This is a genomic window from Streptomyces zaehneri, from assembly GCF_032248645.1.
GTDB lineage: Bacteria > Actinomycetota > Actinomycetes > Streptomycetales > Streptomycetaceae > Streptomyces > Streptomyces coriariae.
The window spans coordinates 300,468-317,090 of record NZ_JASTTJ010000008.1 but is presented as its reverse complement, the minus strand read 5'-3'; the positions used below and the strand labels follow the sequence as shown (position 1 = coordinate 317,090).

Sequence of the window (16,623 nt, the reverse complement as noted above, 5' to 3'; positions counted from 1 at the left end):
TGCACACACATCAAGGATGATGATCATGCGCAACCGTAGAGTCTCCCTCGCCGCCATAGCCGGAGCCGCCTCCCTCGCCCTGACCCTGTCCGCCTGCGGCCAGAGCGGTGACGGTGGCAGCAAGGACGAGGGCTCGGACAGCGCCAAGGGCGGGACCATCGGTATCGCGATGCCGACCAAGTCCTCCGAGCGCTGGATCTCCGACGGCGCCAACGTCGTCAAGGACCTCGAGGCCAAGGGCTACAAGACCAAGCTGGTCTACGGCGAGGACGACCCCGACCAGCAGGTCTCGCAGATCGAGAACCTGATCACGCAGGGCGTCAAGGCGCTGATCGTCGCGGCCATCGACAACAAGTCGCTGAACAACGTCCTCCAGCAGGCCGCCGACGCCAAGATCCCGGTCATCTCCTACGACCGGCTGATCCTCGGCACGAAGAACGTCGACTACTACGCGTCCTTCGACAACACCAAGGTCGGCGAGCTCCAGGCCAACTACATCGTCGACAAGCTCGGCCTGAAGTCCGGCAAGGGCCCGTTCAACATCGAGCTGTTCGCCGGCTCCAACGACGACAACAACACCAAGTACTTCTTCAACGGCGCGATGAGCGTGCTCCAGCCGTACATCGACAGCAAGAAGCTCGTCGTCCAGTCCGGCCAGACCGGCCTCACCCAGGTCACCACCCTGCGCTGGGACGGCGCGACCGCGCAGAAGCGCATGGACGACATCCTCACCAAGTCGTACGGCAGCAAGAAGGTCGACGCGGTCCTCTCGCCGTACGACGGCATCTCCATCGGCATCCTGTCGGCGCTGAAGTCGGACGACTACGGCTCCGCGAGCAAGCCGCTGCCGGTCCTCACCGGCCAGGACGCCGAGCTGGCCTCGGTGAAGTCGATCATCGCGGGCGGCCAGACCCAGACCGTCTACAAGGACCTCCGTGAGCTGGCCAAGGTCGCCACGACCATGGTCGACGACGTCCTCAACGACAAGAAGCCCGAGACGAACGACACCAAGACGTACGACAACGGCACCAAGGTCGTCCCGGCCTACCTGCTCCAGCCGGTGAGCGTGGACAAGACCAACTACGAGAAGGTCCTCGTCGAGGGCGGCTACTACACGGCCGACCAGCTCAAGTAAGCGTCGACCCTCAAGGATTGGAAGGCACGACCATGGCGGGACCCGTCCTGGAAATGCGCTCGATCGTCAAGACCTTTCCCGGTGTGAAAGCGCTGTCGGACGTCACTCTGACCGTCCGCCAGGGCGAGGTCCATGCCATCTGCGGTGAGAACGGCGCCGGAAAGTCCACCTTGATGAAGGTGCTCTCCGGCGTCCATCCGCACGGCACGTACGAGGGCGAGATCCTGTTCGAGGGAGAGACCGTCTCCTTCAAGGACATCCGGGCCAGCGAGCAGCGCGGCATCGTCATCATCCACCAGGAGCTGGCGCTGGTGCCGTACCTCTCCCTCGCGGAGAACATCTTCCTCGGCAACGAGCACGCCACGCGCGGGCTGATCAACTGGAACGACACCCTGCGGCACGCCTCCGAGCTGCTGCGCCGGGTCGGTCTGAGCGATCACCCCGAGACCCGCGTCGCCGACATCGGCGTGGGCAAGCAGCAGCTCGTGGAGATCGCGAAGGCGCTCTCGAAGAAGGTGAAGCTGCTCATCCTGGATGAGCCGACCGCGGCCCTCAACGACGAGGACAGCGACAAACTCCTCGATCTCATCCTGGAGTTGAAGAAGCAGGGCATCACCTCGATCATCATCTCCCACAAGCTCAACGAGATCCGCAAGGTCGCGGACTCGGTGACGATCATTCGCGACGGGCAGTCGATCGAGACGCTCGACGTGAAGTCGGCGGAGACGACCGAGGACCGGATCATCAGCGGCATGGTCGGCCGCGACCTGGACAACCGCTTCCCCGAGCGCACCCCGCACGAGGCGGAGTCGGGCGCGGCCCCGGCCCTGGAGATCCGCAACTGGACCGTGCACCACCCGATCGACCAGCAGCGCAAGGTCGTCGACGACGTGTCGGTCCAGGTGCGGCGCGGGGAGATCGTCGGCATCGCGGGCCTGATGGGCGCCGGCCGCACCGAGCTCGCGATGAGCGTCTTCGGACGCTCCTACGGCCGGCACGCGGGCGGCACCGTCCTCAAGGACGGCAAGGAGATCCGTACCAAGACCGTCGCGGAGGCGGTCGGCCACGGGATCGCCTATGTCACGGAGGACCGCAAGCACTACGGCCTCAACCTCATCGACACGATCAACCGCAACATCTCGCTGACCGCGCTGGACAAGGTGGCCAAGCGGGGGATCGTCGACGAGCACGAGGAGCGGCAGGTCTCCGAGGGCTACCGCAAGTCCATGAACATCAAGGCGCCGACCGTCTTCGAGCCGGTGGGCAAGCTGTCCGGCGGCAACCAGCAGAAGGTCGTCCTCAGCAAGTGGATCTTCGCGGGTCCTGACGTGCTGATCCTGGACGAGCCCACGCGCGGTATCGACGTCGGCGCCAAGTACGAGATCTACACGGTCATCGACCAACTGGCGGCCCAGGGCAAGGCGGTCGTCTTCATCTCCTCCGAGCTGCCCGAACTGCTCGGTATGTGCGACCGCATCTACACCATGGCCGCCGGGCGGCTCACGGGCGAGTTCCCGCGGGCCGAGGCCACGCAGGAAGTGCTGATGCGTCAGATGACGAAGGACAAAGAGGTATCGCGATGAGCACCGACGTGACCAAGAGCCCGGCAGCCGCGCCGCCCGGCAAGAGCGGCGGACCGGCGGCCGGCGGCGGCCTGCTCCAGCTGGTGCTGGACGGCCTGCGCCGCAACATGCGCCAGTACGGCATGCTGATCGCCCTCGGCCTGATCGTCGCGCTCTTCGCGGTCTGGACCGACGGTGACCTGCTGCTGCCGCGCAACGTCTCCAACCTGGTCCTCCAGAACAGCTATGTGCTGATCCTCGCGATCGGCATGATGCTGGTGATCATCGCGGGCCACATCGACCTGTCGGTCGGTTCGCTGACCGCGTTCATCGGCGCGTTCGCGGCCGTACTGACGGTGCAGCACGACGTCTCGTGGCCCGTCGCGGTGGTGCTGTGCCTGATCGTGGGCGCGGTCGCGGGCTCGGTGCAGGGCTTCTTCATCGCGTATCTCGGCATACCGTCGTTCATCGTCACCCTCGCCGGCATGCTGATCTTCCGTGGCATGACGGAGATCTTCCTGGAGGGCCAGACCCTCGGCCCGTTCCCGGACGGTCTGCAGAAGATGGGCAACGGCTTCCTCCCGGAGGTCGGCCCGACCACGAACTACCACAACATCACGCTGCTGCTGGGCCTCGCCGTGATCGTCATGGTGGTGCTCCAGGAGGTGCGCGACCGCAAGCGCCAGCAGGAGTTCTCGCTGGACGTCGTGCCGCGCAACCTGTTCCTGCTCAAGATCGTCGCCATCGTCGCCGCGGTGCTCACCGTCACGATGCTGCTCGCCAGCTACAAGGGCGCGCCGATCATCCTGCTGGTCCTGGGCGCGCTGGTGGTCGGCTACGGCTACGTCATGCGCAACGCCGTCTTCGGCCGTCACATCTACGCGATCGGCGGCAACCTGCCGGCCGCGAAGCTGTCCGGCGTCAAGGACAAGAAGGTCACCTTCCTCGTCTTCCTGAACATGGGCGCGCTCGCCGCCCTGGCGGGTCTGGTGGTCGCGGCCCGGCTGAACGCCGCCGGTCCCAAGGCGGGTCTGAACTTCGAACTCGAGGCCATCGCGTCGGCGTTCATCGGCGGCGCGTCGATGAGCGGCGGTGTCGGCACCGTCCTCGGCGCGATCATCGGTGGTCTCGTCCTCGGCGTGCTGAACAACGGCATGAACCTGCTCGGCGTCGGCAGCGACTGGCAGCAGGTCATCAAGGGCCTCGCGCTGCTCGCCGCGGTCGGTTTCGACGTCTGGAACAAGCGCAAGTCCGGTTCGTGACCCGTCCGCAGATCCAGGACGGGTCCGTGGCCTCAGGACCTGGTCCACAGCTCAGGACGGGTCCGTAGCTCAGGACAGGAGGGCCCCGCCGACACCGGCGGGGCCCTTTCCGATGCCCCCCGGGCGTCGTGGTCACGACGTCTTCACAGGTGACCCACAAGTTCTTACCGATTCCTCAGCGGTTGAACAGCGCCACCCAAAAGTTCGTATGTAAGGGCGGCCCGCGCTCCCCCGCGCGGGCCACCCAATGACGACGGGCCCGGTCGTCCCCGCCGGGCCCGCCCCATACGGAGGTTCCATGGCCGACAACGTCTCCTCGTTGTTCCGCAACACCGCGGCGCACAGTCCGTCGATGGCGGCGCTGACGCGAGAGGGCGGCGAGGGAGTCGGCCCGGTGGACTTCTGTATCCCCTGCAACCCCTACTTCCCCACCCCGGCCATGATGGACACCATGGCCGCGCGACTGCGGGACATCATCACGTACTACCCGAGCGGCGCCGACACGATCACGGCCGAGCTGTGCAACCTCCTCCAACTCCCCCCGCAGGCCGTGGCGATGGGCAACGGGTCGACCGAGCTGATCACCTGGATCGACCACCTGCTGGTGCGTGAGTCCCTCGCCGTCCCCGTCCCCACCTTCGGCCGCTGGACCGACCAGCCCATGGAGACCGGCAAGCGGGTCGACATGTTCCCGCTCCAGGAGTCCAGCGGCTTCGCCCTGGACCTCGCGCAGTACGCCGAGTTCATCCGCACCCGCGGCACCAGGGCCGCCGTCATCTGCAACCCGAACAACCCCGACGGCGGCTTCCTCCACAAGCACGCGCTCGTGCAGTTCATGGACGCGATGGCCGACCTGGACCTGATCGTCATCGACGAGTCGTTCCTGGAGTTCGCGGACGCGGAGCAGGAACCGAGCGTCGTGCAGGAGGCGATGATCCGGCCCAACGTCATCGTGCTGCGCAGCCTCGGCAAGAACTTCGGCCTGCACGGCATCCGGTTCGGCTACATGGTCTCCAACCCGTCGCTCGCCGGCCGGGTCCGCTCGATGCTGCCGAAGTGGAACCTCAACGCCTTCGCCGAGTACGTGGTGTTCATGCTGAAGGAGCACGGCCCCGAGTACGCGCAGAGCCTGATGCAGGTGCGCCGGGACCGGCTCGACATGGCGAGTCAGCTCAGCGCGCTGCCCGGGCTGACCGTCTACCCCTCCCAGGGGAACTTCCTCTTCGTACGCCTTCCCGTCGGCGCCGAGGGCACCGTGGTCCGCGACCGGCTGCTCGCCGAGCACCGCATCCTGGTCCGCGAGTGCGGCAACAAGATCGGTTCGTCCAGCCGCTTCCTGCGGCTCGTGGTGCGCCCCCAGGTGGACGTTCGTCGCCTGGTGTCCGGCCTGGAACAGGTGCTCTACGGGACCAGGAGGGGAGCCGCCGTGCCCGAGCTGAGCACCGGGACCAGCTACAGCTCGGGCACGCCGGCGGTGGACCGGCTGGTCACCAACGGGTCCGGCATGCACAACCTCGCCGCTCAGGCCATGGGCGTCGCGATGCCGGGGCTGGTCGCGGCCGCGCCGGCCGCCGGCGCCCCGATGGCGATGCCCGCCCCGCCGATGGCCCCGGCGATGGCGCAGGCCACTCCGTCCGACGGCGCCGGGATGCCGATGCCTGCCGCGGCCCAGATCTTCCCCCAGTCGGTGCCCGCCCAGGCCCCCGCGCCGGTCCCGGCCCCCGCCCCCGCGCCGGTCCCGGCCGCGGCTCCGCCGATGGCGCCGGCCGCCGCGATGGCACCGGCGGCCATGGCACCCGCCATGGCACCCGCCATGGCACCCGCGGCCATGGCCCCCGCCATGGCTCCGGCTCCCGCCCCGCCGATGGGCCCGACCCCGCCCGGCGTCCCGGCCCGCGGCGGCCTCACGGCCGCCCAGGTCCGGGGCACCAACGGCCTCTCCCCCGCCGCCGCGACAGGCTGGCCGAACGCCCAGAGCTGGCCGAACGCGGCGGGTATGGGGCAGGCGGGATAGAACTTCGCGGCGTCGATCCGTTGCGCCCCGGACGGCCGATGGCTGCTCGGGGCGCAACGGGTCGGCGGCAGGAACTCCACCGCACACCGACTGCACCGGCTACACCGGCTCGAGCCTCCACTGCTGGCAGGTGTTGTTCAGCCAGGACCACTGACGTACGTCGGCGGAGTCCGCGGCGGAGCAGTCGGCGACGTCGGCGACCTTGCCCGTGGACTGGTTGACGATACGGACGTATCCGCTGTCGGTGGTGAGGAAGCGGAAGCGCTGGCAGGTGTTGTTCAGCCAGGACCACTGACGCAGGTCGGCGCCGTCCGCGGCGGAGCAGTCGGCGGTGTCGAGGACCTTGCCGGTGGCCACGTTGACCAGTCGGCTGGTGTCGTCGCCCTGGTCCTCTACGCGCCAGCGCTGGTTCGTTCCTCCGTTGCAGGTGTACTGCTGCACGTTGGCCCCGTCCGCCGGCGAACTCCCCGCCACATCGAGGCACTTGCCGCTGTTGCGGTTGGTGATCCGGTAGGTGGTGGCGGTGGCCGAAGGTTCACCGGAGGGGCCGCTGCCGGCCGAGCCCAGCGCCACGGGCGTGCCCAGGTTCGGGGTGCCGTCGGAGTTCCAGGTGAACTTCTGGGCCCGGGTCGTCCGGCCGTTGTCGCAGCCGTCCGAGGCCGAGTCGTTGGCGTGGTAGACGATCCAGCTCTCGGCGCCGTCCGGCGAGCTGAAGAAGCCGTTGTGGCCGGGGCCGTAGACGCCCGCGGAGTCGTTGCGCTGGAACACCGGCGTGGACTTCTTGGTCCAGGACGATGCCGCGAGCGGGTCGGAGCCGGTGAGGGTGAGCTGGCCGAGCTTGTAGTCGGGGGTCCAGCAGCCGCTCGCCGAATAGACCAGGAAGGTCCTGCCGCCGCGTTGCAGGACCTCCGGGCCCTCGTTGACCGAACCTCCCGACTTCTCCCAGGAGTTGGTGGGCGTGGAGATGGTCGAGAAGCCGGTGGCCAGGGTGTACGGGTTGGACATCCGGGCCGCCACGAGGTTCTGCGTCCCGCCGCTCGCACTGCCGAACAGGTACAGCCGGCCGTTGATGGTGGCGACCGTCGGATCCAGCATCCAGGCGGAGTTGAGCTGGCTCTTGTAGGTGTACGGACCCGTCGGGTCGGATCCCGCGCTCTCCAGGACGTGCGTGCGCTGGGTCGGGTTGTAGTCGGTGACGTTCTGCCCGGCGACGTAGTACAGGTACCAGCGGCCGTCGAGGAAGTGGATCTCGGGCGCCCAGATGTTGCAGCACCGCGAAGCGGCGTCCCCGGTCCACACCTGGATGTTCGGCGCGGTGGCGAGTCCCGCGAGGGTGGCGGACTTGCGCATGGTGATGACGTTCGTCCAACTCGTCGTCACGAGGTAGTAGTTGCCGTCGTGGTACGAGATCCAGGGGTCGGCGCCCTTCTGCGCCTTGATCGGGTTGGTGACGGTGGCCGCGCTCGCCGAGGGCTGTCCGATCGCCAGGGCGAGCAGCAGCGCGGCCAGCAGGGTCAGTAGGCGACGGGCCATCCGCTGCTCCAGTTCAAGAGGTTGATGCCGAGCTTGGGGGTGCCGTTGTCGTTGCCGTCGTAGTAGTGGTAGACGATCAGGTCGCCGTCGGTGTCGTGCAGGATCGACTGGCCGCCGGGGCCGATGACGCTGCCGTGCGACTCCAGGACCGCCGTGCCGCCGTTGTTCGTCATCGCGACGCCGTTCTTGTCGTAGTACGGCCCGGTGACGGTGGTGGCGCGGCCGACCTTCACCTTGTAGGTGGAGCTGGTGCCGGCGCAGCAGGTGTCGTAGGAGGCGAAGAGGTAGTAGTAGCCGCCGCGCTTCACGACGTAGGGCGCCTCGACGGCCTTGGTCCCGGTGGGGCGGGAGGCGATCGAGCGCCGGGCGGTGTCGGACGCGAGCTGCTTGCCGGTGGCCGGATCGATCCGGATCATCTTGATCCCCGTCCACCAACTCCCGAACGAAAGCCACCACTTGCCGTCGTCGTCCACGAAGAGGTTCGGGTCGATGGCGTTGTAGTCGCTGGACGTGGTGGAGGTGTAGACGGTGCCGTAGTCGGTCCAGGAGCCGGGGAGTCCGGTGCTCGAACCGGCCAGTCCGATCGCGGACTTGTTGGATCCGAAGGTGGAGACGGCGTAGTACATGAGGTACTTGCCGCCCTGGTAGGAGATGTCGGGCGCCCAGGCCTCGGTGGTGCCGTAGGAGGACCACCAGCTCGGCCGGGTGGAGAAGGCGTCACCGCCCGCGCCGAACGCGATGCGGTCGGTGGAGGTGCGGTAGGACAGGCCGCCGCCGGTCGCGTAGAGGAGGTAGCGGCCGGCCGAGGTGCGGATCATCGTCGGGTCGTGCACGACGGTGGAGCCGGTGACCGTACCGGGGTTGGGGTACGCGGAGGCGGTGGACGGGATCAGGGCGAGCAGGACCGCCGCCGGGACGCCGAGCAGTGCGGCCCTGCGGGGCGTGCGGGATGTGCGGGGCGCGCGAGAGATGCGTGAGGTGCGTGAGGTGCGGCTCATGCGGACGCTCCTTCAGTGGGGATGTCGCCGTTCGTGATACCGAACAGCAGTCGCGTCGTCGGACGGGACCGTAGAATCGAACCCCTTGCGCGTCAATGCTCCGCACGCGCACCCGAAAGTCTTCGAGAAACGGCGCGATGGATCGCCTCCTCGAAGGCGCGACGACCCTTGTGTCGACACTTGCCCGGCAAGTAGCTTGACGCCGCCTCGCTTTGCCGAACTGACAGCCCTCCGACAGGAACCGTTTCTACGGTGTCGTGCTCATGACAGACACCTCAAATGCGCGCCCCTCCGTCGCGCGCCGTACCGTACTCGTCGCCTCGGGCGCGACCGCAGCGGCCCTGGCCGTAGGCGCCGCTGCCACGCCCGAGGCCCCCACCGCCGACGCGGCCGACACCGCCCCCGTCGCCGCCGCGGCCGTCTGCACCCTCACGAAGGAGATGACCGAAGGCCCCTACTACCTCGACGGACAGTACGTCCGCGCCGACATCACCGAGGGCAAGGCGGGGATCCCGCTGAAGCTGACCCTCACGGTGGTCGACGACGACACCTGCGTGCCCCTGTCCAACGCCCTCGTGGAGATCTGGCACTGCGACGCCCTCGGCGAGTACTCCGGCTTCGTCGGGAACAACGGCCACACCGAACCGGACGACGGCACCTTCCTGCGCGGCGGAGTCCTCACCAACTCCAGCGGAGTCGCGGCGATCACCACGATCTACCCCGGCTGGTACCGCGGCCGCTGCATCCACATCCACATCAAGGTGCACACCGGCGTCACGGTGACCTCCGACGGCCACTTCACCGGTGGCCAGGAGCTCCACACCGGTCAGCTCTTCTTCAACGAGACGATCACGACGGCCGTCGCGAGGATCTCGCCGTACTCGACCAACACGGTCACCCGCACCACCCTCGCCCAGGACTCCATCTACGACGAGGGAGGCGCCGCCTCGGGCCTGCTGACCCTGACGGCTCTGGGCAGCTCGCCCTCGTCCGGCTACGCGGGAACGCTGACGCTCGGGGTCGAACGCTGACCTCGGCGCCGCACGGTCCGACCCGCACCACCCGTACGACCCGCACCACCCGTACGGCCTGCAAAACCCGTACGACCCGTACGGCATGAGCATCCCCCGTTCGACTGGGCGTCACCGCAGCCGCGGTGGCGTCCAGTCGGCATGCCGCAGGGCGGCCCGCAGCGTCGCTCCGGAGGGCGCCAGCCACAGGGCGCCGTTGCGGAGGGCCACTGCGAGGGGGGCCGATCGCGGCGGCCAGCCCGCCGATGCCTCCGCCGACGACCACCGCGCTGCGACCGTGACCCATACCCCACGCCCCCTCTGTCCGCCGGCAGGGCGAGCCGCCGTGCCCACCGGGGGCGGCACCGCGTGGGCCGGGTTCGTGGCCCACGCGGCGAGGTGACCCGAGGGTCGGGAGGCGAACCGCCTACTTAGCCGGACACTGCTGCCAGGCCATGTGGTAGATCGTACTGAGGTCGCCGTCGGTCGAGTCCATGGTCATGAAGCTGACCTTGCTCGGCGAGGACGTGCCCGCGTTGACCCGCAGCTCGGTGTTGATGTTGAAGTTGCGCTGAACTCCGCAGGGCGCCCAGACCAGTTGGGCCCAGTCGGTGCTGTCGGTCGCCTGCCAGCTGTCGTTGTAGGAGCCGCTGAAGTTGTGGTTCTTGAACACCGTCTGCGACGAGCCCTGGAAGTAGTACGAGGCCCGCTGTACGGCGGTCGCGCCGGACTGGAGCGAGGCGTAGCCGCGGTAGTCCGCCTTGGCGATGGCGTACGTGAAGCCCGACGGGACGTGGACGACCAGGTTGAGCTGGCAGTTCTTGCGGAACGCCGTGGGGTTGGAGCCTCCGCCGACCTGGGCGAGGTAGTCGCTGTAGGTCACGGTGAAGGCGGTGTTGTCCTCGGAGACGGCGACGGCAGCCGTACCCGCGGGACAGCCGGAGCCGTTCACCGTGGCGACGTCGATGACGATCTTGTCCGGGGGCGGGTTGTCGAACACGGGGGACGAGTTGTGCGCGGGTATCGCCGCGGTGATGAGAGCGGCGACCGCACCGCCCAGGAGCAGCCCACTTGCCATGGTCTCTGTCCTTCGTTCGGATCGGTGGGGGGTGGATGCGCGCCCGGCTCGGCCCATCAACTCTGTGAAGGATCAATGGAGTTGCTGTGAAGAACCGGGGCGATCGCATCGTAGGGAGAGTGGTGGGGCGCGCCCAGAGGGAACTCCGGCCATTCACCACGGCCCGTTCACACCCGCTCGCTCCGCGTCAGCACAGGGGTCGCCGCTCCTCGGATTGCCGGACAGCGGGCGCGCATCGCGCCGCCCGGCCCGTGCGCCGCCCGCCACCGACGACCGGCGTCGGCACGGTCACCGCCTCCGGCGGGACCGCCGGAGCCGCCGAAGCCCCGGATCACCCCCCGGCCCGGACGGCGCCGGCAGCCGGGGCCCGCACGTCGCACACGTGCGGGCCCCGGCAGCCACGCCTGTCCCGGGCCGCGCCCTGGCAGCCGTGTCCTGGTACCGGGTCGGGTGATGCCGTCGGTGGCCGTGACTCACGGGTTCTCCCAGGCCGCCGGTTCCTCGGCGAGCGCCTGGACCGGGTCCGGCAGGGCGTCCGCCGCGATGTCGGCGATCGTGACGCCCTCCAGGATCCGCCGCACGTTCGCCCGCAGCGCGATCCAGAGCGGGAGCAGGGGCTGCGCCGAGCCCGTGTACGTCAGGCCGGTCGGGCGTTCGCCGCGTACGGACACGATCGGGCCGTCCACCGCCCTGATCACGTCAGCGACCGTGATCGCCGCCGGGTCACGGGCCAGCCGGTAGCCACCGCCCCCGCCGCGCCGGCTGTCGACGATCCCACCGCGCCGAAGGTCGCCGAGGATCCCCTCGAGGAACTTGTGCGGAATGTCCTGCACGGCGGCGATCGACTCGGCCTTCACCGGGTCGCCGCCCTGCCGTACGGCGAGCTCCAGTACCGCCCGCACCGCGTAGTCCGCCCGTGCCGAGATCCTCATGGGCCCATTGTGCCGTCAGCCGCCGGCCGTCACGGGTCGGGCGCCGGCCGCATGAACCGCCCGGGTACGGGAGAAACGGTCCGGCGCCGGGCGCCGGGTCGGACGAAGGGGTGATCGCAAGAGGCCGCCGGACGCACGGTCGCGCCCGGCCGGCCGGGCGCCGATCACCCTCGTACGCCCGGCCGCACCAGGCCGCTTCCGGTCAGGCCGGCCCGATCACGCGAGCCTGATCACGTTCCACGACAGCGGCTCCAGCGTCGCCGTCAGGGCGCCGTCCGTCAGCGCCGTGCCCTCGGCCGGGTGCGGGACGACCCGCTCGGGGTCGGCGAGGGTGTTCCGGGCGTCCGGGTCGGCGTCCGCGAGCACACTGTGTTCGACCACCGAGGTCAGGTCGAGGCCGGTCAGCCGGACGTGGAGCGGCAGCGCCTCGGTGCGGCTGCGGTTGACGGCGAACACGGTGACCGTGCCGTCGTCGGCGCGGACGGCGGTGGCGTGCAGAAGGTCCGCCTCGCCGTACTTGGCCGTCACGTACGTCGGTGAGTCGACCCGCACGTCGAGGACCGTGCCCCGGCCGTGCTTGGACGCCTGCGCGAACGGGAAGAACGTCGTCTGCCGCCAGGCCGGGCCGCCCGGCTCGGTGAGGATCGGCGCGATGACGTTGACGAGCTGGGCGAGACAGGCGACCGTCACCCGGTCGGCGTGCCGCAGCAGCGCGATGAGGAGCGAGCCGAAGACGACCGCGTCCATGACGCTGTAGTTGTCCTCCAGCAGCCGGGGGGCCTCGGCCCAGTCCCGCGTGGCGGAGTCCTCGATCGCGTGCCACCCCGAGATGTACCAGACGTTCCACTCGTCGAAGGAGAGGTTGATCTTCTTCTTCGACTTGAGCTTCGCGCCGACGTGGTCGCAGGTGGCGACGACGTTCTCGATGAACGACTCCATGTCCACGGCCGAGGCCAGGAAGGAGTCGACGTCGCCGTCCTGCGGCTCGTAGTAGGCGTGCAGGGAGATGTAGTCGACCAGGTCGTACGTCTCCGCGAGGACCGTCGCCTCCCACTCGGCGAAGGTCGGCATGGACTGGCTGGAAGAGCCGCAGGCGACCAGTTCCACGGACGGGTCCATCTGGCGCATGGCGCGAGCGGTCTCGGCGGCGAGACGGCCGTACTCCCCGGCGGTCTTGTGGCCGGTCTGCCAGGGGCCGTCCATCTCGTTGCCCAGACACCAGACCTTGATGCCGAAGGGGTCCTTGTCACCGTGGTCGGCCCGCAGATCCGAAAGCGCCGTGCCGGCCGGGTGGTTGGCGTACTCCTGGAGTTCCAGGGCCTCCGCCACGCCCCGCGTGCCGAGGTTGATCGCCATCATCGGCTCGGCCTGCGGGCCGATCTTGCGCAGGAAGGCGATGTACTCGGAGAGCCCGAAGCGGTTGGTCTCCGTCGAGCGCCAGGCCAGGTCGAGGCGGCGCGGGCGGTCCTCGGCGGGGCCGACCGAGTCCTCCCACTTGTAGCCCGAGACGAAGTTGCCGCCGGGGTAGCGGACGGCGGTGACGCCGAGTTCGCGGACCAGGTCCAGGACGTCGGTCCGCAGCCCCGCCTCGTCGGCGGACGGGTGGCCGGGCTCGTAGAGACCGGTGTAGACACACCGGCCCAGATGCTCCACGAAGCTGCCGAAGAGACGGGGGTCTACTTCGCCGATGGTGAAGGCGGGGTCGAGGGTGAGACGTGCGGTGCGCATGAACGCCTTTCGAGGAGGGGGTGCTTGTCCGTCGGCTTGACTACTGGCCCGCCAGACCCGTGTGGGCCACGCCCCGCACGATCTGGCTCTGGAAGAAGACGAACACGACGATCAGCGGAAGGCCGGCCAGCAGTCCGCCGGCCATGAGCTGGGGCCAGACGATGCCGAAGGCGTTCTGCACGGTGGCGATGCCGTTCGGCATGGTCATCAGGTCGGGGTTGTTGGTCACCATGTAGGGCCACAGGAAGTTGTTCCAGGAGGCGATGAAGGTGAAGATGCCGACCGCCGAGAGAGACGGCTTCGACAGGGGCAGGACGATCGTGAAGAAGATCCGCCAGCGGCCCGCGCCGTCGATGAAGGCCGCCTCCTCCAGCTCCCTCGGCAGCGACCGGAAGAACTTGTAGAGGATGTAGACCATCGCCGCCGGCGCGCACTGCGGAAGGATCATGCCCCAGTAGGTGTCCACCATGCCGAGCGACTGGACCGTGGTGAAGAGCGGGACGCCGAGGATCGCCGGGGAGAACATCAGGCCCGCCATCGTCAGCGCCATCAGCGCCGACTTGCCGCGGAACTCCGTGCGCGCGAAGCCGTATCCCGCGAGGGAGGCGACCGCGAGGACGACGAAGGTGACGCAGATGGACACGACGACCGAGTTCACGAACCAGTTGGGGATGTTGCCGGCCTCGATCACCGCCTTCCAGGACTCCGCGGTGAAGTCCTGCGGGATCCAGTGCGGGGACGTCACCGACTCGGTGGGGGTCTTGAGGGACGTCGACAGCGCCCAGGCGAGCGGGGCCAGCCAGACCAGGGAGAGGGCCGCCGCCACCAGCGTGAGGGCGATCTGGGCCGGGGTCCAGGTGCCGCGCGGCTTGCGCGGCGCAGGGGTCGGGGGTGTCGGCAGCGCGGGGGGCGCGGTCGGCGTCGTCGGCGTCGTCGGCGTCGTCATCGGGTGGCGACCTCCTCGCGGTTGCGCAGCAGCCACATCCGCCCGAGGGCGACGGCCGCGACGATGATGAAGAGGATGAAGGAGATCGCGGAGGCGTAGCCCACGCGGTAGCTGGTGAAGCCCTGTTCGAGGGTGTACTGCACGAAGGTGCGGGTCGATTCCTCCGGTCCTGGTCCGAACTGGTACATCACCACGGCCTGGTCGAAGACCTGGAGCGAGGCGAGGATCTGCAGGGCGAGGACCAGGCCGGTGATGTTGCGCAGGTTGGGCACGGTGATGTGCAGCATCCGCTGGAACGCGTTCGCCCCGTCCAGTTCGGCGGCCTCGTAGAGGTGGTGGGGGATGTTCTGGAGGGCGGCCAGATAGAGGAGGAAGGAGAAGCCGACCGTCCACCACAGGGTCGCGACGACGACCGCGAGCATCGCCGTGGACTTCTGGGTGAGCCACGGGGTGTCCAGGCCGAGGACGTGGTTGACCATGCCGTTCGTGGGCTGGAACAGCCACCACCACAGGTTGCCGATCACCGCGGAGGGCAGCAGGAAGGGCGCGAAGAAGCACAGCCGCCACAGCCACCTGAAGTGCACGGTGTGGTGGGCGATCAGCGCCATCAGCAGGGCCACGACGACGATCACCGGGACCACGTAGAGCGTGAACTGCACGCTGTGCCAGAGGGAGTCCCAGACCAGGTCGTCCTTGAGGGCCTCGCGGTAGTTGTCGAGGCCGACGAAGCCGGTGTGGTCGCCGGAGATGTTGGCGTCGGTGAAGCTCAGGTAGAGCCCGCGGACGACCGGCAGCACGACGAACAGTCCGTACAGGACGAAGAACGGGGCGACGAACCAGCCGCCGTGCTGGAAGCGGCGGCCCCAGCGGGCGCGGGCGGATTCGGCGGCGACCGCGGTGCGCGGCGGCAGTGTCCCGGCGTGCGCGAGCGTGCTCATGCGCCGGCTCCCTTCAGCTCCTGGGCTGCCGTGCGGCCGTCCATCGGGTTCTTCATCGCCAGCAGCTGCGCCAGCGCGGACTTCATCCGGCGGGCCGCCGCGTCCGGGGCGGCCGAGCCCAGGTTGGAGGCGGCCACGATCGGGCCGACGCGCTGGGCGAGGACGCCGGTGGAGCCGGCGAACCAGATGTGGGGTTCGTTGGCCTGGTGGTCCATGGCGGGGCGTGAGTACTCGCTCTGCGGGGCCAGTTCCAGATAGGCCGGGTCCTCGAAGGTGGGCAGATAGGCCGGGACATGGCCGCCGTTGGCCCAGGTGGTGGCGTGGGTGACCATGTAGGCGGCGAGCCGGTAGGCGCCCTCGTCGGCGTCCCCGCCGCGGTCGGCCTGGTGGGGCAGGACGAAGGAGTGCGACTCGGCGTGGGTGGCCGGGGTGCCGAAGACGGGGGGCAGCGGCTGAGCGCCGTACTCGACCTTCTCGCCGTTGAAGTACGGCACCGACCAGTTGCCCTCCCAGGTGAACGGCGAGCCGGCGAGGAACGCCTCGCCGTCCGCCTCGCCGACGGTGACGTAGCCGTCGGTGACGTGCTTGCGGAGGAACTCCAGGACCTGGGTGGCCTTGTCGGTGTCGAAGGTGACGGTCGTGTGGTCGTCGTCGAAGTAGGCGCCGCCGAGCTGCCGGTAGAAGGCGACGAAGAACCACCAGCAGAAGTTCTGGTCGCCGGCGTGCAGGCCGAGCGTCTGCTGCCCCTTCCTCAGCTGCCCCTTGGCCTCCTTCAGGATGTCGAACCACTCGTCGGTGGAGCCGGCGGCGGGGAGGCGGCCGGCGGTGTCGAGGAGTCCCGCCTTCTCGCAGACGTCCTTGCGGTAGAAGTTCAGCTGGACGTGGATGTCCAGCGGCAGCGCGTACAGCTTCCCGTCGACGATGCCTCGTTGCCACAGCACCGGGTTGAAGTCGGCCTCGCGTACGCCGTGCTCGGCGAGGAGGTCCACGTCCCAGGGATCCAGGAGGCGGCCGGGCGCGAAGCCGGGGACGCGGCCCTGGTGCATGACCCCGAGGTCCGGTGCGCGGTTGCCGGCGGCGGCCATGGCGAGCTTGGTGTAGTAGGGGCCGCCCCAGGCGAGGGTGGAGTCCTTCACGGCGATGTCCGGGTGCCCGTCGCGGAAGGCGTCCACCATCGCCACCTGGTTGGCGCCGTCGCCGCCCTGGAAGAGGTTCCAGTAGCGGACCCGGGTCCGTGTCCCGGCGGCGAGCGCGTCGGCTCCCGTGCCGAGAGCGGCGAAGCCGAAACTGCCCGCCACCGCCAACCCGCCGGCGGCGGCGAGGAGCTGCCTGCGATTCAGGCCAGGTTGTCCCATACCTTGCCCCTGTCGTTCTCTCGGTTCGACATTTCGAATTCCGCTCGTAACTTCGAACGGGACCGTAAAATCGATGCGCCTGCACGTCAATGGTTTTGACGGGATCTATGACAGCGCTTTCTATCGATGGTC

The 16,623-nt window shown here is 69.0% G+C and carries 13 protein-coding genes; 5 read left to right on the top strand and 8 right to left on the bottom strand.

Translation table 11 applies throughout. From position 1 onward, the window contains the following. Positions 1-25: 25 nt before the first annotated feature. The 4 genes from chvE to QQM72_RS16490 all read left to right on the top strand — a co-directional run bounded on the left by chvE (position 26) and on the right by QQM72_RS16490 (position 5,973). Positions 26-1,135, top strand: coding sequence for a multiple monosaccharide ABC transporter substrate-binding protein (gene chvE / locus QQM72_RS16505; RefSeq protein WP_314221624.1), 1,110 nt, complete (start codon positions 26-28; stop codon positions 1,133-1,135). 32 nt (positions 1,136-1,167) lie between these two features. Then, the gene (gene mmsA, locus QQM72_RS16500; protein WP_314221623.1) at positions 1,168-2,718 is read left to right on the top strand and encodes a multiple monosaccharide ABC transporter ATP-binding protein; all 1,551 of its coding nucleotides are present in this window, start codon (positions 1,168-1,170) and stop codon (positions 2,716-2,718) included. Continuing rightward, complete coding sequence (gene mmsB / locus QQM72_RS16495) at positions 2,715-3,959, top strand: multiple monosaccharide ABC transporter permease (protein WP_314221622.1); 1,245 nt, start codon at positions 2,715-2,717, stop codon at positions 3,957-3,959. Before mmsA ends, mmsB begins: the two co-directional genes overlap by 4 nt. A 298-nt stretch (positions 3,960-4,257) precedes the next feature. Beyond that, positions 4,258-5,973, top strand: coding sequence for a pyridoxal phosphate-dependent aminotransferase (locus QQM72_RS16490; protein ID WP_314221621.1), 1,716 nt, complete (start codon positions 4,258-4,260; stop codon positions 5,971-5,973). 99 nt (positions 5,974-6,072) lie between these two features. On the opposite strand, the gene QQM72_RS16485 is transcribed toward QQM72_RS16490, so the two are convergent. Further along, positions 6,073-7,506, bottom strand: a complete 1,434-nt coding sequence (locus QQM72_RS16485; RefSeq protein ID WP_314221620.1) for a family 43 glycosylhydrolase — start codon at positions 7,504-7,506, stop codon at positions 6,073-6,075. Further along, a complete protein-coding gene (locus tag QQM72_RS16480; protein ID WP_314221619.1) occupies positions 7,488-8,504 on the bottom strand; it encodes an arabinan endo-1,5-alpha-L-arabinosidase in 1,017 nt (338 codons plus the stop codon). Before QQM72_RS16480 ends, QQM72_RS16485 begins: the two co-directional genes overlap by 19 nt. Positions 8,505-8,767: 263 nt before the next feature. On the opposite strand from QQM72_RS16480, the gene QQM72_RS16475 reads away from it, so the two are divergent. Next, positions 8,768-9,535, top strand: coding sequence for an intradiol ring-cleavage dioxygenase (locus QQM72_RS16475; protein WP_314221618.1), 768 nt, complete (start codon positions 8,768-8,770; stop codon positions 9,533-9,535). Positions 9,536-9,941: 406 nt separating this feature from the next. On the opposite strand, the gene QQM72_RS16470 is transcribed toward QQM72_RS16475, so the two are convergent. The 6 genes from QQM72_RS16470 to QQM72_RS16445 form a co-directional block, all read right to left on the bottom strand. Then, positions 9,942-10,592: a DUF4360 domain-containing protein gene (locus tag QQM72_RS16470; RefSeq protein WP_314221617.1), complete on the bottom strand. Its 651-nt coding sequence runs from the start codon at positions 10,590-10,592 to the stop codon at positions 9,942-9,944. 473 nt (positions 10,593-11,065) lie between these two features. Then, complete coding sequence (locus QQM72_RS16465) at positions 11,066-11,524, bottom strand: RrF2 family transcriptional regulator (protein ID WP_314221616.1); 459 nt, start codon at positions 11,522-11,524, stop codon at positions 11,066-11,068. Positions 11,525-11,740: 216 nt separating this feature from the next. Continuing rightward, positions 11,741-13,252, bottom strand: a complete 1,512-nt coding sequence (arfA, locus tag QQM72_RS16460) for an arabinosylfuranosidase ArfA (RefSeq protein WP_314221615.1) — start codon at positions 13,250-13,252, stop codon at positions 11,741-11,743. Between the two features lie 40 nt (positions 13,253-13,292). Continuing rightward, the gene (locus tag QQM72_RS16455; protein WP_314221614.1) at positions 13,293-14,198 is read right to left on the bottom strand and encodes a carbohydrate ABC transporter permease; all 906 of its coding nucleotides are present in this window, start codon (positions 14,196-14,198) and stop codon (positions 13,293-13,295) included. Further along, complete coding sequence (locus QQM72_RS16450) at positions 14,195-15,136, bottom strand: carbohydrate ABC transporter permease (protein WP_314221613.1); 942 nt, start codon at positions 15,134-15,136, stop codon at positions 14,195-14,197. Before QQM72_RS16450 ends, QQM72_RS16455 begins: the two co-directional genes overlap by 4 nt. Then, entirely contained in the window at positions 15,133-16,491 is a 1,359-nt protein-coding gene (locus tag QQM72_RS16445; RefSeq protein ID WP_314221612.1) for an extracellular solute-binding protein, read from the bottom strand. The genes QQM72_RS16450 and QQM72_RS16445 overlap by 4 nt, the downstream gene beginning before the upstream one ends. Positions 16,492-16,623: the final 132 nt, after the last annotated feature.